The sequence below is a fragment of the Pantoea endophytica genome, assembly GCF_002858935.1.
Classification (GTDB): Bacteria; Pseudomonadota; Gammaproteobacteria; order Enterobacterales; family Enterobacteriaceae; genus Pantoea; species Pantoea leporis.
Genome location: NZ_PJRT01000020.1, coordinates 86,259 through 104,483, shown reverse-complemented (window position 1 = coordinate 104,483; position 18,225 = coordinate 86,259). Strand labels below are relative to the sequence as shown.

Below are 18,225 nucleotides of genomic sequence, written 5' to 3'. Positions count from 1 at the left end.
GTCTTGTGCAGGACAGAATTAAAGCGTGTTTTACCGAAAGTATTCAGACCCAAATCGCCGCAGCCGAAGCGCTGCCCGATGCGATTTCCCGCGCCGCGATGACGCTGGTGCAGTCGCTGCTTAACGGTAACAAAATCCTTAGCTGCGGTAACGGTGCGTCGTCGGCGAATGCCCAGCATTTTGCCGCCAGCATGATTAACCGTTTCGAGACAGAGCGCCCTAGCCTGCCTGCGCTGGCGCTGAGCGCTGATAATGTGATGCTGACGGCGATTGGTAACGATCGTCTGCACGATGAAATCTACGCCAAGCAGGTTCGAGCGCTTGGTCAGGCTGGTGATGTGCTGCTGGCCATTTCCACCCGTGGCAACACCCGCGATATCGTCAAAGCGGTTGAAGCTGCGGTTACCCGCGATATGACCATCGTTGCGTTAACCGGCCACGACGGCGGTGAGCTGGCGGGCCTGCTCGGTCCGCATGATGTGGAAATTCGCATTCCATCACATCGCAGTGCGCGCATTCAGGAAATGCATATGCTGACGCTGAACTGCCTGTGCGATTTGATTGATAACACTTTATTCCCACACCAGGAATGACTGAAGGAGCTCAAATGAAAGCATTGAACGCTGTCGCCATTCTCTTAACCGCCATGCTGCTGCAAGGTTGTGTTGCCGTGGTGGCCGGCGGCGCGGCCGTCGCCACCAAAACCGCCACTGATCCGCGCACCGTGGGCACGCAGGTCGATGACGGTACGCTGGAGCTGCGCGTCTCGAACGCACTGGCAAAAGATGAACAGATCAAAAACCAGGCGCGCGTGGTTGTCACCGCTTATCAGGGCAAAGTACTGCTAACCGGCCAGTCGCCAACCCCGGATCTGGCAAGCCGTGCCAAACAGATCGCCATGGGCGTTGATGGAGCCACCGAGGTGTATAACGAAATCCGTAATGGACAGAAAGTCAGCCTCGGCACCTCGTCATCGGATACCTGGATCACCACCAAAATCCGCTCGCAGCTGCTGGGCAGCGATCAGGTGAAATCCTCCAACGTGAAAGTGACCACCGAAAACGGTGAAGTGTTCCTGTTAGGACTGGTTACTGCAGAAGAAGCGAAGGCGGCGGCCGATGTTGCCAGCCGGGTGAGCGGCGTGAAGCACGTGACTACGGCCTTCACCATTCTCAAATAAGCGTTGCAGCAAAGCATCAGGGCGACTTCGGTCGCCCTTTTTTGTGCGTGAGGGTTAGGCGGGAAGGTCAATCACCAGCGCGCGCAGCGGCGTTCTGGCCTGCAGGTTAATCTGGTTCTCATCGCTGAGAAACGCGCCGTCGCCGCAGCCTAGCGGCTGCTGGTTGGCGCTGCTGGCCTGCACATCCAGCGAACCATGGATCGATTGCAGGTAAGCGCGCGGTCCGTGCAATTTCACCGTGTACTGCTCGCCCGGCGCTAGCGTCACCTGATGCACCCAAACCTGCTGGCGCAGCTGCAGGCTGCCCTGCGCGCCATCGGGCGAGGCGATCAGTACGCTGGTTTGTTGCGGCAGGTCGAGCTTCTGCAACAGCGGGTTTTCACGTTCCGGACAGGCCGCCAGCCACAGTTGCATGCGGGTTAACGGGCGATCTTTGCTGATGTTAATTTCACTGTAATTCACGCCCTGACGCGCAGAGAGCAGCATCGCCTCGCCTTCACGCGCCACCAGATGATTGCCTTCGCTGTCGCGATACTCGGCTTCACCCTGCAACACCAGATTCAGCACATCGACCTGCGGATAACTGCGCGGCTGGAATGCGGCGCCCGGTGCCAGAATTTCCTGGTTGAGTACGCGCAGCGACGCATAACCCATTAATTTTGGATCGAAATAGTGGCCAAATGAGAAGCTGTAGCGCGCCTGCAACCAACCGAAATCGGCCTGGCCACATGCGGACGCGCAGCGGGTTGTCATCATGATAATCCTCCGACGCGCTGCGGTGAGAACCGACCGCAGGCTTGATAGGATTATGGTAAAAGTCTGGACGCCGGATTGTAAGCCAGTTAATCTGCCTGGCATGTTCAAATTTACTGACAGAGAATCGGCATGGCAAAAGACCGCGCGTTAACCCTTGAAGCTTTACGTGTGATGGATGCTATTGACCGTCGTGGCAGCTTTGCCGCTGCGGCCGATGAACTGGGTCGCGTCCCTTCCGCGCTGAGTTACACCATGCAGAAGCTGGAAGAGGAGCTGGATGTGGTGCTGTTTGACCGTTCCGGCCACCGCACCAAGTTCACCAACGTGGGCCGCATGCTGCTGGAACGGGGCCGCGTGCTGCTGGAGGCCGCCGATAAGCTCACCACCGATGCCGAAGCGCTGGCGCGCGGTTGGGAAACGCATCTCACCATTGTTGCCGAGGCGCTGGTGCCTTCCGAGCGTTTATTCCCGCTGGTTGAGAAGCTGTCAGAAAAAGCCAATACGCAGATTTCGCTGATCACGGAAGTGTTAGCCGGCGCCTGGGAGCGGCTGGAACAGGGCCGCGCCGATATCGTGATTGCCCCGGATATGCACTTCCGCGCCTCAACCGAAATCAACACCCGCAAGCTGTACAGCACGATGAGCGTCTACGTTGCCAGCCCGGATCATCCCATTCATCAGGAAGCTGAGCCGCTATCAGAAGTGACGCGCGTGAAGTATCGCGGCATCGCGGTGGCGGACACCGCGCGCGAGCGCCCAGTGCTGACGGTGCAGTTGCTGGATAAGCAGCAGCGTCTGACGGTTAGCAGCATGGATGATAAACGCCGCGCGCTGCTGGCCGGTTTGGGTGTGGCGACCATGCCGTATCCGATGGTAGAGCAGGATATCGCCGAAGGTCGTTTACGCGTGGTGAGCGCCGAGTATACGCGCGAAGTGGACATTATTATGGCGTGGCGCCGCGACAGCATGGGCGAAGCCAAAGCCTGGTGTCTGCGTGAGATTCCGAGGTTACTGGCGAAGCGTGGGTAGATTGTGCGGGGTTTCCCCCTCCTCGGTCCTCCCCCATAAATGGGGGAGGAAGATGCTGCCACATGTTAGTGATGAAGCTGCATGGGGAGGAAGATGCTGCCACATGTTAGTGATGAAGCTGCATCTCCTTCCCCCGCTTGCGGGGGAAGGCCGGGATGGGGGACAGCACGCACAACCCTTACAGCCGACTCAAACAATCGATCGCCACCGCTTTAAAACTGACAAAATCCGCGCAATCACGCAGCCGCGTCATCGCCCTTTCGCGCAGGAAGGTGACGAACAGATCGTAAATCGCCATCGCCTCTTCGTATTCACTCTTGCTGATCGCCAGCAGGAAAATCACCGATGCTGTCTCCTCGCCCCAGCTCACGCCATGCGGCGCCAGCACCGTGTAGACCACGGTTTTCTGCGCCAGCAGTCCGAGTGAATGCGGCAGCGCGATGCCTTCGCCGAGCAGGGTGCTGACAATCGCTTCGCGCTCCTCAACCGACGGATAAAAATCCGCATCGACAAAACCTTCGCTCTCCAGCTGATAGCACAACAGGCGGAACAGCTCTGACTGCGTCATCGGCTTATCCAGCACCATAAAGTGCTGCGCGTCGAAGTACTTCTCCAGCATGTACGGGCGCGTGCGATCCACCAGCACCAACTTGCCGAGCTGCTCCAGCTGGAACTCGGTTGGGAATGGCGACATCACCGCAATCGGCTTGTTCTTCTCGCTGAGCCGCGCGGTGGAGATCACGAAGTCTTCATCGATATGCTCGCGCAGTTCATAGTCGCGCTGCGACAGCCGCGCCGTCACCACCAATTGCGGGTATTTGCGCAGCAGCAGCGCCTCAATCATGCGCAGCGTGGAGTTGCCGCTGTCGCACACCAGCAGCACCTGTGGATGGCGCTGATAGCCGACGTCGTAATGCCTCTCCAGCCCAACACCAATGTGCAGCACCAGAAAACCGATCTCGTTCTCACTGATAGTGTAAGGGGTGTATTTACCCCAGCTGGTCACCGCCGCCAGCGTCACATCGTAGGCCATTGGATAGTGCTGTTTGATGTTGCTCAACAGCGGATTGGGGATATGGATTTGGTAGCGCACCCGCGTGATCATGGTTTTGATATGGGTGAGCAGATCGGCGCGCAGCTGCTCATCGTGCTGCAGCCGATAGTTGTAATGGGTGTTGATGTAATTTAGCAGGTAATCGACCAGCGCATCGGCGTCGTCAGCGTTAATGGTGCTCGGTGCCAGCGCCTGAATCTGGCGTGCGGCGATGTTGACCCGCAGCCAGTTCTCTTCCGCCTGTGAAATCGGTTTGCCGACCAGCGGACGCATCAGGTTAATCAGATCGTGCGCCGCCTCGCGCACTTCCTCGCCCACATCTTCCGCACCCGGATCGTTGAGCGGGAAACCTTCGCTGATGCGTCGTACCGCCACCGCGCAGTAGATTTGCAGATAGCGGTCGCCTTCATCGCTGAGGCGAATGGCGTGCTGGGCGAAGCACTGTTGCAGCAAAGGTTCGAGCTGCGCCAGAATGCCGCTGTGCAGCGCTTCTACCGTCAGCAGCGGGCTGTCCGGCGTCTCCTGATCGATCTGCCACAGCAGGTCGGTTAAGCAGGTGCGGATCGCCGCCTCGCTGCCAAACAGCTTCATGCCATAATGCGGTTTGGTTTCGATATTGAGGTGATAGCGGCCCAGCCATTCGCGCACTTCTGCCATATCGCTTTGCAGCGTGGCGCGGCTGACAAACCACTCTTCGGACAGATCTTCCAGCTTGATCGAATACGCCGCAGTCAGAAAGCGCGTCAGCAGATAGCGCACGCGCTCCTGCGAGGTACGCGGTACGCGCAGAGGCGTCGCGCTCTCTTGCTGTAAGCGGCCAAAGCGCGCCGCATCGTCAATTTTGAGTTGATATCCCGCGCCGCGCGCCAGCACAAACTGCGCGCCATGTTGTTCCAGCAGCGCATTCAGCGCGGTGATATCGGTGCGCACCGTGCGCGTTGAAACGGAAAAGCGACGTGCCAGTTCATCCTGCGGCAGCGTTTCATTTTGCAGCGCAGCGAAAAGCTGAGTCAGACGCTGGTTGGGAAATCTCACGGAGCCTCACCTGTTACTCATTTGTTACAGCAGTTTCTTGCACGTTGCCAGAAGCTGACGTACATCGTCAATGCGCGTGTCGCCGCTTGCGCTATCGATAATCGAACTGTAAACGTGCGGGATCACTTTGCTAACGCCTGCATCGAGCGCAATACGCACAATCTCTTCGAAGTTATTGAGATCGATGCCGCCGGTGGGTTCCAGCCAGAAGTCGTGACGCGCGCAGGCTTCCGCCACCGCGCGATACTCATTTACCGCTTTCAGGCCGCCCATCGGAAAGTATTTCACCGAGCTGCCGCCCATGTCCTGCAACATGGCGATGGCGCTGTCGATCGGTACAATCGCGTCGGCGTTCTTCGAGCTGCGCGGTCCGGTGGAGATTTTCACCAGGCCCGGCGTGCCGGTCGGTGAAATCAAACCATTTACCACGGTTTGATTCTGGCCGAGCAGCGCACGGCTGGTCGCCACGCCGGTGAAGACCTGATTGACGTGCTGCGGTTGCAGCACCGCCGAGATCTCACTCACCATCGCTGACTGGTTGGGATCGCCCGCGCCCAAACCCACGGATAACGCATTGTCGATCAGCGCCGCATACTCGCGCATATCGGCAATGGCTTCTTCGTTGCTGGCGTAGTTTTTTGACAGCACGCCCACCAGCACATGACCTTCAGCCGCCTGCCAGATCGCTTTGGCGTTCTGCTTCGAACCGGCCAGCACGTTAAGGCACAGGCGATCCTGATAGAAATTCGGGTTCAGACTCATGCGCGTTTTCCTCCGCTGATCAACGCCTGAATAGCGCTAAAGATGATGTGCAGCTGATCGGCGCTAACGCTGCGCACATCGGCTTCGATAATGCCTTCGTTGGCTTTGTAGCCACGGAAATAGATGGCGATGTCGCCAGTTTTCAGCGCCTGCACCAGTTCGCCAGTCGGCCAGCCGGTGACCGCTTCATCAAACTTGATCTCGGCACGCGCAATATCGCGTCCGGCGGCATCCCACACCACGCGGGCGGTGACGCCGTTCAGCGTGTTGAGGTTGTCGATAAACGGCGTCATGTTGGCCACCATCTCGGCGCCGGTGGTTTTTGGCTGCACCAGATAGTTTTCAATCGCCTGCGTCAGGCCGAGAATGCCCTCTTTGCCGACTTTCATCGCGCGGCCAATGCCGTTGCTCTGACGCTTCACCCACTCAACGTATTGCGTGCGACCAATCACTAAGCCGCTGGTCGGCCCTTCAATCGCCTTGGCGCCGCTGTAAATCACCAGATCCGCGCCCATTTGGTAGTAGCACTGCAAATCTTCTTCCGCTGCCGCATCAACGATCAGTGGAATGCCGTGCTTGCGCGCCACTACCGCTGCCTGCTCCACGCTAAGATGGCTTTTCTGCACGCAGTGGTGCGATTTGATGTACATCAGCGCCGCCGTGGTCGGCGTGATTGCCGCCGCCAACTGCTCTGGCGAACATTCGTTGCTGTAACCGGCTTCGATCAAACGCCCGCCGCCCAGCGCCACCATCGTGCCAACCGGCGCGCCGAAGTTCACGTTGTGCCCTTTTGGCACCACGATATCGTGCGGCACGCTGAGCGGCGCGGCGTGCAGGTTCTCCAGCAGCCAGTCGTTATCTTTAACAATCACCGCCGCCACGCTCTGCGCAATGCCCGCTGAGGCGCACGACACCACCACCGCGCTCTCCACATCCAGCAGTTTGGCGATGTAAGCGCCGGTCTTGTTGACCAGATCTTTCATCTCGAAATAGTGATTCAGACCGTAGCTGACGGTATCCACCACATCCGCAGACGGCGTGGAGACGCCGAGAATGGTCATGCGGCCCGAGGCGTTGATGACCTGTTTCAGGTCATATTTTTCATAGATCGAAGACATGATTCGCTTTCCCTTCATCAGTCAGATGCCAGTGACCGGCGATAACCACGGCCAGCGGCAGAATATGTTGTTCACCTAATACCCGTTCGCCTTCAGCATCAACGAACGGGCAGGCTTCCTCTTTGACGGTAAAAATGGTCAGGTCGGCGTCATAACCGGCGGTCAAGCGCCCTTTGCCCGCCAGACGCAGGCCAGCAGCGGCATTAACGGTGACGCACTCGACGATTTGCGGCAGCGTCATGCCAATGCTGAAGAATTTCGACATCACGTGCGCCAGGCTATGCACCGGGCCGTTGATGCGGTTACGACAGTAAATGTCGGAGCTGATGGTGTCGGGCAGAATGCCCTGCGCAATCGCCTGACGCGCCACCTCAAAACTGAAGCTGGCGCCGCCGTGGCCGATATCCAGCTTCACGCCGCGCGCGATGGCATTTTTCACCGCCGCTTTCAGTTCGCCCTGCGGTGACAAGATACGGTTCGGCTTGCCGTTAAAGCAGTGGGTAATGATGTCGCCGGAGGTCAGCAGATCGGCGATCTCTTCCAGCACTGGCGGATTGTTGCCAATGTGCACCATCAGCGGCAAGTTTCCGGCTGCCTGCTGAATCGCCTTGGCCCGCACCAGCGGCTGAATGCCGTTCTCGCCCACCACGCTGCTGCTCATGCGCGCTTTCAGGCCAACGATAAAGTCGGGACGGCGTTTCACCGCCTGCACCACCGCATCGCCATCAATCTGCGCCATATCGGCCAGCTCGTTTTGCGTCACAATGCCGGTGCGTGAAATGTTGATCAGCGCGCGTACTTCGGTGGTAGCCGAACGCGTGAGCTGATAAAAGTCGTCGATGTCGTCAGCGCCGGTGCTGCCGGCATCCACCACCGTGGTGACGCCTTGCGCCATGCCAATGGTGTCGGCGTCGTCGTGATAAATCGGGGATTGGGGATAACAGTGCACGTGGCTATCAATCCAGCCAGCGCTGATATAGTAACGTCCGGCAAGATCGCGCTCCTGCTGTGCCGGACCACTCACCTCGCCGACGGCGGCAATTTTGCCGTGCTGGATAGCAATATCCACCAGCTGTTCGTCGCACAGACGTGCGCGGCGCAGAATCAGATCAAACATGCTTACTCCTCACATACAAACGCTCATTTCGTAGCGGCGTGATTTATCGCGCAATAAATGGCGCCGCTACGGATATGTGCAGCCATATGGCCGCACATCGGTATCAGAGTGAGATTGGGAACATCGCACCCAACACCATCGCGCCCAAAATCGCGCCGCCGGTAATAGGCTTATTCCACAGGTAGAACAGCAGCGCGCCCACCAGCGAACCGAGACCAATGGGAATCGACGCCGCCATGGCAGAAAGGATAATCAGCGGCCCGAGGAAACGGCCCGATGCGTTACCCGCGCCCATCATCACGTCTGCGCCGTAGGTTGAGTCGCTCTGGTTGATGGTGAACTTACGCGCCAGGATGATCAGATAACCTATCGCTAAGCCCACCACCAAACCCGTAGCCAGCGATGCGGCAAAGTTGGCGACCGGGAACACAATGCCGGCACCGAGCAGCAGCGCAGGCACGCCGAGGCCGACGCCGGTCTGGATCGCGCCGCCAATATCGAGAATCCCCACCAGCGAACCTTCGATAATGCGTGCAAACAGGAAGCTGGCACCAAACGCCGCCACCGCGCCATACACGCCGGTTTCCATACCGGAGCGCAGCATCGAGACAAACGCCACTTCGTTAAAAGCACCAATGCCGTACAGGTAATACATGTGCGTACCGGCAAATACGCCGGAGGAGAGCAGGCCAACAAAAATCGGGAAAGACCAGTCGGCGTACCAGAACCCTTTGTTTTCGTTCTCGTTCATGCTGATGGCTCCTTATTTGCCGCTGACGCTGTTGTGGATCATATCCAGCCAGCCCGGAATACCTAGCTGGAAGGATTGCAGCAGTTTCAGATCGAAACCGCGGAAGAAGCCGCTCAAGGCAAACAGCAGCACGATGGCAAACATCATCACCTTGGTGACTTTGTTCCAGCCGCTCTCTTCCACACCCTTACCGATCAGGATGCCCAGCACCAAACCCGGTACGGCGTTACCCATGATCAGCTGCGCCAGACCGCCAAAAATGGTGGCCCAGAAGCCAGATTTCTTACCGGCATCAATCGCTGCCAGCCAGAAGATCACTGGCATCACGGTATTCACCAGCAGGTTAGCCGCCGGCACCAGCACTTTTACTGCGGTAACCTGCAGCGCCGCCGGAACCGCAGACGCCGTGCTGTTAAGGAAGGCCACCACAATCATGCCGATGATGCCGCAGGCAATCGCCATGCGTTTCGGGTTGTGCAGCGTTTCCGCCACGTTGCGGTTTTTCACCATCAGTGCCGCCGCGCCCCAGTTCGGCAAAATGCGGTGATCGACGTCCTGCGTGAAGGAACCCGCTGCCACGGATGATGCCCAGGCGTTAAAGAAGAAGCCGAGACCAAAGGAGAAGTGCGATGCCGGATCGCCTTCACAGGAATTGAGTTCTCCCAAGGTACGGAACGCGCCCATACCTTGTGTGGTCGGTGCGTGGAACATGCGCGCTGCGCCCGCTCCCACCCCGACGCCAACCAATCCGCCAATGATTAACGACTTAAACAAAATGATTAAAAACATGTCGTCGTACCCTTGTTGTCGTTTTTATTAAGTCTCTATGAAGTCCACCTTGTCGGTGTCGATCACAGTGACGCTAACGGTAATGTTCAGCTCAACGCTGTAATTCCGTCGCTCACGCGCGAGGAAGAAGAACAAGAATTTTTCCTTGCGCACGCTCTCCTGCGCGCGCAGCACCCGCACATCTATGGGTTCAATGCGCAACAGAATCTTTTGGCTGGTGCGCAGCACTTGCTGCTGCACCTTGCTGAGCGCATCGGCAAAGGCTTTTGCTTTACTGTCGCCTTTGCCCTGCACCGTTACCTGCGTCTCGTATTGCTGTTTCATACTTAGCTGCCGTGTTTTTTAGTCCAGGCCTGCACCAGACGCTCACCCAGCTCTTCTTTATCCATAAAGCCGAAGCCCAGCACGGTGGCACCTTCATTGATGGCGGTAACGCCTTCGTCAATCGAACGCATCCCGTGTTTGGCTTTGTAGCCATATTTGTTCTGCGCGGTAATCGCACCGGCACCGCCGCTGCCGCAGAAGGAGATACCGAAGTCGGCGTTTTCCGCTTTCATCACATCGCCCAGCTTCATGTCGGCTGCCACGCCTGGCACCACCACCGCACGACCACCGGCTTTCTCGATGCCCGCTGCTACTTTCTGACCTTTACCCAGACGATCGCCAATCACTACAGTTACCATGTTCAATTCCTCGCAATTTATGCTTCGTTCGATTTCGCCACTTCGATATGGACGGACAACAACCAGGCTTCCTCTTTGGGCAGATTGCCAAACAGATCCACCACCTGCTGCGCCAGCGCCATGGTTTCCGGCGAGATATCTTCAAACAGCTCAGCTTCTACTTCCGGTAGCGCTTCACCCGTTAAAGAGCGCGATGCCATCGCCCGGACATGCGAAGCCAGCATCTGATGCTGCACGGCGTTGGCTTCGATATGATGTGCGGCGTAGATCGCTGCAATTTGGCTTAACACCTTATCCGCCAGCGCCTGGATCGCTTCCGGCGTGCTCTGTTTCAGCGGGACAGCTTCACTCCTCACCTTGTTACTCCTGTTTACAGCGGACAATTACAGATATTTCTCGTTGATAAGAAAGTACGCTTTCCCCTTGAGGCTGTTGAGTCGCAACTTTTCCACCTCAAAGTGGAAATCCCGCGGGCGAGTGTGCGCCAGATCTCAGGACGCACGAAGTGTGCGAAAGCGGTCACAAAATGCGAGAAGTGATGGATTTAGGCGGATTAAAACGGAGAGAAAGCAAAGAGGAATAAGGCCAGCCACGGGGCTGGCCGGGTTATCAGCGGAATTTCTTATGGTTGGCGTTGCGAATATCTTCCAGTTTCTTCGCTTCGGCCTTGGCTTCGTCCAGCTTGTTGGCTTGCGCCAACTGATCAACCACATCGATCTGGGCAATCAGCGAATCCAGACCGGCGTGATAATCCTTGATCTGCGCGCTATCGGCCGCCTGACCTTCCAGTTTTTCCGGCGTGGATTGCTTAGCATCCGTTGCCGCCTGACGCATTTTGCCCAACGCGGTATGCATTTCCTGCGCGTCAGAGGTTTTCTTCACCACGCTCAGACCATCTTTGAGCGCATCCATATCTTTTTCTAAATCGGCTGCAAACACGCTAGCCGAGGAGAACAACAGCGATAACGACAACACTGCAATCACATGCTTATTACGCATTGGTATGTCCTTTTATTATTGTCGGGCCAAAAAAAAGCAGCCTTGCGGGCTGCTTTCAGAAAGCGATGACTCTTATTGTCCGGCGATTTTCATCTCCGGCAGCAGCACCGAACCGCATTGTATATTGCTGCGGGTTTCAATGTCGTTACCGACGGTTACCATATTGAGCCACATCTCCTTGAGGTTACCAGCGATTGTGATCTCGCTCACAGGATATTGAATCTCACCGTTTTCCACCCAGAACCCGGATGCGCCGCGTGAATAGTCGCCGGTCATGCCGTTGATGCTGGAGCCCATCATCTCGGTTACCACTAAACCGGTGCCCATCTGCTTCAGCAGGTCGTCAAAGCTGTGGCCCTGACCGGCAATACGCCAGTTATGGATGCCGCCTGCGTGGCCGGTGCTCTGCAAGCCGAGCTTGCGCGCCGAGTAGCTGGTCAACAGCCAGTTCTGCAGCACGCCATCTTTAATGATGTCACGCGATTGGGTGCGCACGCCTTCGCTGTCGAACGGCGTGGATGCCAGGCCTTTCAGCAGGTGCGGATGCTCTTTAATGGTCAGCCACTCGGGCAGAATCTGCTTACCGAGCGAATCAAGCAGGAAGGTCGATTTGCGGTATACGCTGCTGCCGCTGATCATGCCCACCAGATGACCAAACAAACCGGTCGCCACTTCTGGCGCGAAGATCACCGGCGCTTTCATGGTCGAAAGCTTGCGCGGTGCCAGACGCGACAGCGTGCGGCGGGCGCACTCGGCGCCAACCCATTCCGGGCTTTTCAGATCGTCAAAAGCGCGGCCAATGGTATACGCGTAATCGCGCTCCATATTGCCGTCCTGCTCGGCAATCACACAGCTGGAGAGCGAATGGCGGCTGGAGCAGTAGCTCTGCAACATGCCGTGGCTGTTACCAAAGACTTTGATACCAACGTGGCTGTTGAAGCTGCCGCCTTCGGTGTTGATGATGCGCTTGTCGGCCTGCAACGACGCTTGTTCCGCCTGAGCGGCCAGTTCGATAGCGCGATCGGCATCGATCTCCCACGGATGGTAGAGATCGAGATCCGGCGCGTCAAACGCCAGCAGATCGGGATCGGCCGGTGCGCCAAATGGATCCACCGAGGTGTAGCGCGCAATGTCGATCGCCGCCTGCACGGTGCGTTTGATCGCGTCCGGGCTGAGATCGGTGGAGGAAGCGCTGCCTTTTCGGTTTTGATGGTAGACGGTGATGCCGAGCGCACCATCGCTGTTGAATTCGACGTTTTCCACTTCGCCATAGCGGGTACTGACGCCGATGCCGGTGGTTTTCGTGACCGCCACTTCAGCGCCATCGGTGCTGGCTTTTGCCAGTTCCAACGCCTGCGCGACAGCCTGTTCCAACACTTTACGTTGTTCTGCAACCTGAGTAGATACGTTCATCGACCTGCCGTCTAATCTTAAGTATGAATTGTTTGAGTCTATCAGACTCAGAGAACAATTTCGCAGTCGCCCGATAAACTGGTAGGATTAGCCTCTTTTTTTTGGGAGCCAAGAGATGACCAAGCAGCCCGAAGACTGGCTCGACGATGTGCCGGATAATAATGACGAAGAAGATGAAGAGATTATCTGGGTCAGCAAAAGCGAAATTAAACGCGATGCCGAAGAGCTAAAACGCCTTGGTGCCGAGCTGGTTGAGCTGGGGAAAAATTCCCTCGACAAGATCCCACTCGACGAACAACTGCGCGACGCGATTGAACTGGCGCAGCGCATCAAGAAAGAAGGCCGCCGCCGTCAGCTGCAGCTGATCGGTAAGATGCTGCGTTCACGCGATGAAGATCCGATTCGCCAGGCGCTGGATAAGCTGAAGAACCGTCACAACCAGCAGGTTGCACTGTTCCATAAGCTGGAGATTTTGCGCGATCGTTTGATCGAGCAAGGTGATGACGCGGTCGCTGAAGTGTTTAACCTCTATCCGCACGCCGATCGTCAGCAACTGCGCAGCATGATCCGTAACGCGCAGAAAGAGAAAGCCGCGAATAAGCCGCCAAAATCTGCCCGCCTGATTTTCCAGTATCTGCGCGAGTTGGCAGAAGCGTAAGTTTTCTGCGGTTTTCCCCTCATCCCAACCTTCTCCCGCAAGCGGGAGAAGGGGCTGACCGAGCTCCACCTAAATATTCCCTCGCCCGCTTGCGGGAGAGGGCCAGGGTGAGGGGAAAACCCGCACCATCACCGCCCTAACCGCTCCAGCAGTTTCTGGTGAATACCACCAAATCCGCCGTTACTCATCACCAGGATCGAATCGCCTGGCTGGGCTTTCTTCGCCACCATTTCCACCAACGTATCGATATCCGCGCTCCACTGCGCTGGTTGAATGCACGCCTCAGCGACATCGGAAACCTGCCACGGAATATGGTGCGGCTGGAACAGGAACACTTCGTCTGCGCGGCCCAGCGATGGCGCTAACTCGTTCTTGCTCACCCCCATCTTCATGGTATTTGAGCGCGGCTCCAGCACCGCCAGAATGCGTGCGGTGCCGCCCACTTTGCTGCGCAGCGCCGCCAGCGTGGCGAGAATCGCGGTAGGATGGTGAGCGAAATCGTCGTACACCTTGATGGCATTCACTTCACCACGCAGTTCGAGACGACGACGCGCATTGATGAAGCTGCTCAGTGCTTCACCGGCATCCCCCGGTTTCACCCCAACATGACGCGCCGCTGCAATCGCCATCAGGCCATTGTGCATGTTGTGCTCGCCCACCAGCGCCCAGTTCACTTCGCCGACTTTCTCGCCGTCGAGCCAGATCTCCCAATGTGAAGAGTCGGGCGTCAACTTTTTCGCCTGCCAGTGACCGTTATCGCCCACCGTTTCCTGCTCGCTCCAGCAGCCCATCGCCATCACTTGCTTGATGTTGTTGTCGTGCTCCGGCAGCAGGATCTTGCCCTGGCCCGGCACGATACGGATCAAATGATGGAACTGCTTCTGGATGGCGCGCAGATCGTCAAAGATATCCGCGTGATCGAATTCGAGGTTGTTGAGGATCAGCGTGCGCGGGCAGTAATGCACAAACTTGGAACGCTTGTCGAAGAACGCGCTGTCGTACTCATCCGCTTCGATGACGAAGAATGGACTTTTTCCTAATTTTGCCGAAACCTCGAAGTTTCCTGGCACACCACCGATGATAAAGCCCGGTTCCAGGCCGCAGGCCTCGAGAATCCACGCTGCCATGCCGGCTGTGGTGGTTTTGCCGTGGGTTCCCGCCACCGCCAGCACCCAACGATCGCGCAGGACGAAATCGTGCAGCCATTGCGGGCCGGAGAGGTAAGGAATGTTGCGTTCCAGTACCGCTTCGACACAAGGATTGCCGCGCGTCATCGCGTTACCAATGATCACCAGATCCGGTTGCGGATCGAGCTGGCTGGCATCGTAACCTTCAGTCAATTCAATGCCTTGCTGTTCCAGCAACGTGCTCATCGGCGGATAGACATTGGCGTCTGAGCCGGTCACTTCGTGTCCCAGCGAGCGCGCCAGCATCGCCAGTCCGCCCATGAAAGTGCCACAAATCCCGAGGATGTGAATACGCATAAAGAGATCCATTACTCAAAAGTTCGGCGCACAGTGTAACGCCGAGTTGAGAGGGAAGAAACGGATTAGGACTATGGTTTTTAAAGTTCAATCGGCTAAACTGCGCTCATACGTTGGTAGCTTGTTACAGCTGCTGCCACTCCATCGTAGATGCAGGGAATGTGTTATGAAAACGTTAGGCGAATTCATCGTCGAGAAGCAACACGACTTTCCACACGCCACAGGTGAACTGACGGCGCTGATTTCTTCCATTAAGCTTGGCGCTAAAATTATCCACCGCGACATCAACAAAGCGGGTCTGGTGGATATTCTGGGTGCCAGCGGCGTGGAAAACGTGCAGGGTGAGCAGCAGATGAAGCTTGATCTGTTTGCCAACGAAAAGCTGAAAGCCGCCCTGAAAGCACGCGGCGTGGTGGCCGGTATCGCGTCGGAAGAAGAAGACGAGTTCGTCATCTTTGAAGGCTCTGAGAATGGCAAATACGTTGTATTAATGGATCCGCTGGACGGTTCTTCAAACATCGACGTTAACGTTTCCGTCGGCACCATTTTCTCTATCTACCATCGCATCAGCGAGCCGGGCACGCCAATCACCGAAGCCGACTTCATGCAGCCGGGCAACAAGCAGGTTGCCGCGGGTTACGTGGTTTACGGTTCTTCGACCATGATGGTTTACACCACTGGCGTGGGTGTGCATGCGTTTACTTACGATCCGTCGCTCGGCGTATTCTGCCTGAGCCACGAGCGCATGACCTTCCCGGAGAAGGGTTACACCTACTCGATCAACGAAGGTAACTACATTCGCTTCCCGCAGGGTGTGAAGAAATACCTGAAGTTCTGTCAGGAAGAAGATATCGCCACCAAGCGCCCGTATACCTCGCGCTACATTGGTTCACTGGTGGCCGATTTCCACCGTAACCTGCTGAAAGGCGGCATCTATCTCTATCCAAGCACTGCCAGCCACCCGAAAGGCAAGCTGCGTCTGCTGTACGAATGCAACCCAATGGCCTTCCTGGCGGAGCAAGCGGGCGGTAAAGCCAGCGATGGTGCCAATCGCATCCTCGACATCCAGCCAGAAACGCTGCATCAGCGCTGCCCGTTCTTCTGCGGCAACGACGCAATGGTAGGCGACGTTGAACGCTTTATCCGTGAATATCCGGACGACCATTCAGCCTAAGTTTTTTCCCGCTGTGCAAAGCCCGCCTCCGTGCGGGCTTTTTGTTGCTGCCTACGAAGGCAGAGCCGCGACTACGCGGAATTGCGCCATCGAATCCTGCAACTGCTGCGACTGCGCTTCCAGCGATTGGGTGGCAGCGCTGGCTTCTTCGACTAACGCGGCGTTCTGCTGCGCGGCTTCATCCATCTGCGTCACCGCCTGATTTACCTGCTCGATACCGCGACTTTGCTCTTCCGAAGCAATGGAGATCTCTTTCATCAGCGTGGTCACGCGCATCACTTCACTGGAGATCTCATCCATGGTTTCGCCAGCGCGCGTGGCCATATCGCTGCCCTCTTGCACCCGCGTCTGCGATTCTGCGATGAGCTCGCGGATCTCTTTGGCGGCGGTGGCGCTGCGACCAGCCAACGTGCGAACTTCATTAGCGACCACAGCAAAACCGCGCCCTTGTTCACCGGCACGCGCGGCTTCAACCGCAGCGTTCAGTGCCAGGATGTTGGTCTGGAAGGCAATGCCATCAATCACGCTGAGGATGTCGCCAATGCGATTGGCGCTTTGGGTGATCTCCTGCATCTTCTCCATCACGTAGCCGACCACTTCGGCACCGCGATCGGCACTGTCGGAGACATTGCTGGCGAGCTGATTGGCCTCTTTGGCGTTGCTGGCATTGAGACGCACGGTGGCGGTAAGCTGTTCCATGCTGGCCGCGGTTTGCTCCAGCGAAGCGGCGGACTCTTCGGTACGCTGCGAGAGATGCACGGTGCCCGCCGCTAACTCGCGGCTTCCCACATCAATCTGTAAGCTGGCTTCGCGCACCTGACTTACCGAACTGCTGAGCGCCAGCTGCATATTCGCCAGCGCCTGATTGAGACGGCCTAATTCACTCTTTCCGGCTGCGGGCAGCGGCTGGGATAAATCGCCGGCCGCAATTTGCTCCAGATGCAGAATCGCGCCATCGAGTGGACGCAGCAGCAGACGACGCAGCAGTTGCCAGGCAATGACGATCAGCAGTAGCGTCAACGCCATCGCCACGCCAATCATGATTTTCATCTGCCACTCATTGTGTGCAGCTTGCGCCAGACGTGTAGCTGAGACTTCATCAGCATAAACGGCAAAATCATGCACGGCTTTCGCGTAGTTGCTTGCCAGCGTTGAGAGGTTGCCTTCCAAAACCTGGTAATATTCGTCGGTATACTGCTTTTGCAACGCATCCATCATCGGCACGATGGCGCCCTTATGATAGGCAGCGAACGAAGTAGCTACGGCATCGGCCAGGATTTTACCCTGAGCCGTTACCGTTCCGGCATCAATAAAGGCTTTCAGATGACGCTGGGAACTGGTGACATCCTCCTCAGCTTGTTTGGTGACGCTGGCGCCGTCCTCCAGTAATCCGATTTCGATTTTGCGCACGGCCAATGCGGCGCTGCCACGCGCGCGCATGAGATCGGCGTTGCTTTGGTACAAACTGTTCAGTTCGATTCCCTGAATGCGGTTAATAGCATCCAGTGATTGATTGCCTGCGTTGATGGCAGAGATGCCCATCGCGCTGACTGCCAGCAGCAGCAGCGTCATAAAAGCCAAAAGCGTGAGTAATGCAGTACGAATTGATAGCTGTTTGAACATGATTATCCCCGTTTGCAAGAAAAGGCAGAAATCCGCTGGCCCTAAAACGGAAAGATTATCGGCAGTTGATCGCGGAAACTTTATCCATTGTTGATGGTCAACTGGCTGACGATCATCCAGACTTCACTTTTACTGAACTCTGCCCCCGCAAAATCTAAGGAATGAAACGATGAAAAAATGGCTCCCGATGGCGTGTTTGTTGGTCAGTGGTTTTGCGGCAGCGCAACAAAACCCTATCGATCAGCAGCTCGATCAGTGTCTGAATAAGGAATCCAGCACCGCCGGCATGTCTCAATGCTACGGCACCGCCAATAAAGCCTGGGATAAAGAGATGAACGCGCAGTACACCCAAGCAATGAAAAAATTAACCGGCGCACCTAAAGACAAATTGCGCAGCGCCCAGCGCGCGTGGCTGACCTATCGCGACAGTTGGCTGGATGCCAGCCGCAGCTATTTTGTTAGCAGCCAGGGCACGATGGCCGCGCTGTCAGTTGGTGCGCAGGGCGTCAGTCTGGTGCGTAATCAGGCGCTGATGTTGCAATCAATTAACAAAGGCAGTTGCGCCAACCCCGACGATTGTTGATTAATGTAAGCGTTTAA

At 56.8% G+C, this 18,225-nt stretch carries 20 protein-coding genes; 6 read left to right on the top strand and 14 right to left on the bottom strand.

What is annotated here, in order from left to right; genetic code table 11:
* Positions 1–5 precede the first annotated feature (5 nt).
* Positions 6–593 (top strand): DnaA initiator-associating protein DiaA, encoded by a 588-nt coding sequence (gene diaA / locus PZBJ_RS13590; protein WP_007890352.1) that lies wholly within the window; start codon positions 6–8, stop codon positions 591–593.
* A 14-nt stretch (positions 594–607) separates the two neighbouring features.
* Positions 608–1,180: a division/outer membrane stress-associated lipid-binding lipoprotein gene (dolP, locus tag PZBJ_RS13585; RefSeq protein ID WP_101762899.1), complete on the top strand. Its 573-nt coding sequence runs from the start codon at positions 608–610 to the stop codon at positions 1,178–1,180.
* Between the two features lie 54 nt (positions 1,181–1,234).
* Here the strand turns inward: dolP and PZBJ_RS13580 are convergent, their stop codons facing one another.
* Positions 1,235–1,936, bottom strand: a complete 702-nt coding sequence (locus PZBJ_RS13580; RefSeq protein ID WP_101762898.1) for a pirin family protein — start codon at positions 1,934–1,936, stop codon at positions 1,235–1,237.
* A 129-nt stretch (positions 1,937–2,065) separates the two neighbouring features.
* On the opposite strand from PZBJ_RS13580, the gene PZBJ_RS13575 reads away from it, so the two are divergent.
* The gene (locus tag PZBJ_RS13575) at positions 2,066–2,965 is read left to right on the top strand and encodes a LysR family transcriptional regulator (protein WP_101762897.1); all 900 of its coding nucleotides are present in this window, start codon (positions 2,066–2,068) and stop codon (positions 2,963–2,965) included.
* Between the two features lie 178 nt (positions 2,966–3,143).
* On the opposite strand, the gene PZBJ_RS13570 is transcribed toward PZBJ_RS13575, so the two are convergent.
* From PZBJ_RS13570 to pmbA, 11 genes are all read right to left on the bottom strand, one after another.
* Positions 3,144–5,054: a BglG family transcription antiterminator gene (locus tag PZBJ_RS13570; RefSeq protein ID WP_101762896.1), complete on the bottom strand. Its 1,911-nt coding sequence runs from the start codon at positions 5,052–5,054 to the stop codon at positions 3,144–3,146.
* A 24-nt stretch (positions 5,055–5,078) separates the two neighbouring features.
* Positions 5,079–5,816, bottom strand: coding sequence for a 2-dehydro-3-deoxy-phosphogluconate aldolase (dagF, locus tag PZBJ_RS13565; protein ID WP_101762895.1), 738 nt, complete (start codon positions 5,814–5,816; stop codon positions 5,079–5,081).
* A complete protein-coding gene (locus PZBJ_RS13560) occupies positions 5,813–6,934 on the bottom strand; it encodes a DgaE family pyridoxal phosphate-dependent ammonia lyase (RefSeq protein ID WP_101762894.1) in 1,122 nt (373 codons plus the stop codon). Before PZBJ_RS13560 ends, dagF begins: the two co-directional genes overlap by 4 nt.
* The gene (locus PZBJ_RS13555; RefSeq protein WP_101762893.1) at positions 6,918–8,051 is read right to left on the bottom strand and encodes an amidohydrolase/deacetylase family metallohydrolase; all 1,134 of its coding nucleotides are present in this window, start codon (positions 8,049–8,051) and stop codon (positions 6,918–6,920) included. The genes PZBJ_RS13560 and PZBJ_RS13555 overlap by 17 nt, the downstream gene beginning before the upstream one ends.
* A 103-nt stretch (positions 8,052–8,154) precedes the next feature.
* Entirely contained in the window at positions 8,155–8,802 is a 648-nt protein-coding gene (locus tag PZBJ_RS13550) for a DUF4310 family protein (RefSeq protein ID WP_064738408.1), read from the bottom strand.
* Between the two features lie 12 nt (positions 8,803–8,814).
* A complete protein-coding gene (locus PZBJ_RS13545; RefSeq protein WP_101762892.1) occupies positions 8,815–9,591 on the bottom strand; it encodes a DUF4311 domain-containing protein in 777 nt (258 codons plus the stop codon).
* 27 nt (positions 9,592–9,618) lie between these two features.
* On the bottom strand, positions 9,619–9,915 hold the full coding sequence (locus PZBJ_RS13540; protein WP_101762891.1) for a DUF4312 family protein: 297 nt from the start codon (positions 9,913–9,915) through the stop codon (positions 9,619–9,621).
* 2 nt (positions 9,916–9,917) lie between these two features.
* Positions 9,918–10,274 (bottom strand): SFCGS family glycine-rich protein, encoded by a 357-nt coding sequence (locus tag PZBJ_RS13535; RefSeq protein WP_008103553.1) that lies wholly within the window; start codon positions 10,272–10,274, stop codon positions 9,918–9,920.
* 17 nt (positions 10,275–10,291) lie between these two features.
* The gene (locus PZBJ_RS13530) at positions 10,292–10,630 is read right to left on the bottom strand and encodes a glycine dehydrogenase (RefSeq protein ID WP_101762890.1); all 339 of its coding nucleotides are present in this window, start codon (positions 10,628–10,630) and stop codon (positions 10,292–10,294) included.
* 253 nt (positions 10,631–10,883) lie between these two features.
* Positions 10,884–11,273, bottom strand: a complete 390-nt coding sequence (cybC, locus tag PZBJ_RS13525; protein WP_061720170.1) for a cytochrome b562 — start codon at positions 11,271–11,273, stop codon at positions 10,884–10,886.
* A 72-nt stretch (positions 11,274–11,345) separates the two neighbouring features.
* Positions 11,346–12,686: a metalloprotease PmbA gene (gene pmbA / locus PZBJ_RS13520; protein WP_101762889.1), complete on the bottom strand. Its 1,341-nt coding sequence runs from the start codon at positions 12,684–12,686 to the stop codon at positions 11,346–11,348.
* A gap of 115 nt (positions 12,687–12,801) precedes the next feature.
* Between pmbA and yjgA the strand changes: the two genes are divergently transcribed.
* Positions 12,802–13,344, top strand: coding sequence for a ribosome biogenesis factor YjgA (yjgA, locus tag PZBJ_RS13515; RefSeq protein WP_101762888.1), 543 nt, complete (start codon positions 12,802–12,804; stop codon positions 13,342–13,344).
* A 128-nt stretch (positions 13,345–13,472) separates the two neighbouring features.
* Here the strand turns inward: yjgA and mpl are convergent, their stop codons facing one another.
* Positions 13,473–14,828 carry a UDP-N-acetylmuramate:L-alanyl-gamma-D-glutamyl-meso-diaminopimelate ligase gene (mpl, locus tag PZBJ_RS13510; protein WP_101762887.1) on the bottom strand — a complete coding sequence of 452 codons (1,356 nt, stop codon included), beginning with the start codon at positions 14,826–14,828 and terminating at the stop codon, positions 13,473–13,475.
* 166 nt (positions 14,829–14,994) lie between these two features.
* On the opposite strand from mpl, the gene fbp reads away from it, so the two are divergent.
* Positions 14,995–16,002 carry a class 1 fructose-bisphosphatase gene (gene fbp, locus PZBJ_RS13505; RefSeq protein WP_008103565.1) on the top strand — a complete coding sequence of 336 codons (1,008 nt, stop codon included), beginning with the start codon at positions 14,995–14,997 and terminating at the stop codon, positions 16,000–16,002.
* Between the two features lie 51 nt (positions 16,003–16,053).
* Here the strand turns inward: fbp and PZBJ_RS13500 are convergent, their stop codons facing one another.
* Entirely contained in the window at positions 16,054–17,625 is a 1,572-nt protein-coding gene (locus PZBJ_RS13500) for a methyl-accepting chemotaxis protein (protein WP_101762886.1), read from the bottom strand.
* Positions 17,626–17,794: 169 nt separating this feature from the next.
* Here PZBJ_RS13500 and PZBJ_RS13495 point away from each other — a divergent pair, with 169 nt between their 5' ends.
* Entirely contained in the window at positions 17,795–18,208 is a 414-nt protein-coding gene (locus PZBJ_RS13495; RefSeq protein ID WP_101762885.1) for a lysozyme inhibitor LprI family protein, read from the top strand.
* Positions 18,209–18,225: the final 17 nt, after the last annotated feature.

What these genes read in the sequence shown, in the direction of transcription:
- PZBJ_RS13540 (WP_101762891.1), bottom strand. Translation starts at nt 9,915, where the DNA reads ATGAAACAGCAATACGAGACGCAGGTAACGGTGCAGGGCAAAGGCGAC.
- PZBJ_RS13560 (WP_101762894.1), bottom strand. Translation starts at nt 6,934, where the DNA reads ATGTCTTCGATCTATGAAAAATATGACCTGAAACAGGTCATCAACGCC.
- mpl (WP_101762887.1), bottom strand. Translation starts at nt 14,828, where the DNA reads ATGCGTATTCACATCCTCGGGATTTGTGGCACTTTCATGGGCGGACTG.
- PZBJ_RS13550 (WP_064738408.1), bottom strand. Translation starts at nt 8,802, where the DNA reads ATGAACGAGAACGAAAACAAAGGGTTCTGGTACGCCGACTGGTCTTTC.
- dolP (WP_101762899.1), top strand. Translation starts at nt 608, where the DNA reads ATGAAAGCATTGAACGCTGTCGCCATTCTCTTAACCGCCATGCTGCTG.
- PZBJ_RS13575 (WP_101762897.1), top strand. Translation starts at nt 2,066, where the DNA reads ATGGCAAAAGACCGCGCGTTAACCCTTGAAGCTTTACGTGTGATGGAT.
- fbp (WP_008103565.1), top strand. Translation starts at nt 14,995, where the DNA reads ATGAAAACGTTAGGCGAATTCATCGTCGAGAAGCAACACGACTTTCCA.
- PZBJ_RS13500 (WP_101762886.1), bottom strand. Translation starts at nt 17,625, where the DNA reads ATGTTCAAACAGCTATCAATTCGTACTGCATTACTCACGCTTTTGGCT.
- pmbA (WP_101762889.1), bottom strand. Translation starts at nt 12,686, where the DNA reads ATGAACGTATCTACTCAGGTTGCAGAACAACGTAAAGTGTTGGAACAG.
- PZBJ_RS13555 (WP_101762893.1), bottom strand. Translation starts at nt 8,051, where the DNA reads ATGTTTGATCTGATTCTGCGCCGCGCACGTCTGTGCGACGAACAGCTG.
- PZBJ_RS13580 (WP_101762898.1), bottom strand. Translation starts at nt 1,936, where the DNA reads ATGATGACAACCCGCTGCGCGTCCGCATGTGGCCAGGCCGATTTCGGT.
- PZBJ_RS13545 (WP_101762892.1), bottom strand. Translation starts at nt 9,591, where the DNA reads ATGTTTTTAATCATTTTGTTTAAGTCGTTAATCATTGGCGGATTGGTT.
- dagF (WP_101762895.1), bottom strand. Translation starts at nt 5,816, where the DNA reads ATGAGTCTGAACCCGAATTTCTATCAGGATCGCCTGTGCCTTAACGTG.
- PZBJ_RS13495 (WP_101762885.1), top strand. Translation starts at nt 17,795, where the DNA reads ATGAAAAAATGGCTCCCGATGGCGTGTTTGTTGGTCAGTGGTTTTGCG.
- cybC (WP_061720170.1), bottom strand. Translation starts at nt 11,273, where the DNA reads ATGCGTAATAAGCATGTGATTGCAGTGTTGTCGTTATCGCTGTTGTTC.
- yjgA (WP_101762888.1), top strand. Translation starts at nt 12,802, where the DNA reads ATGACCAAGCAGCCCGAAGACTGGCTCGACGATGTGCCGGATAATAAT.
- PZBJ_RS13535 (WP_008103553.1), bottom strand. Translation starts at nt 10,274, where the DNA reads ATGGTAACTGTAGTGATTGGCGATCGTCTGGGTAAAGGTCAGAAAGTA.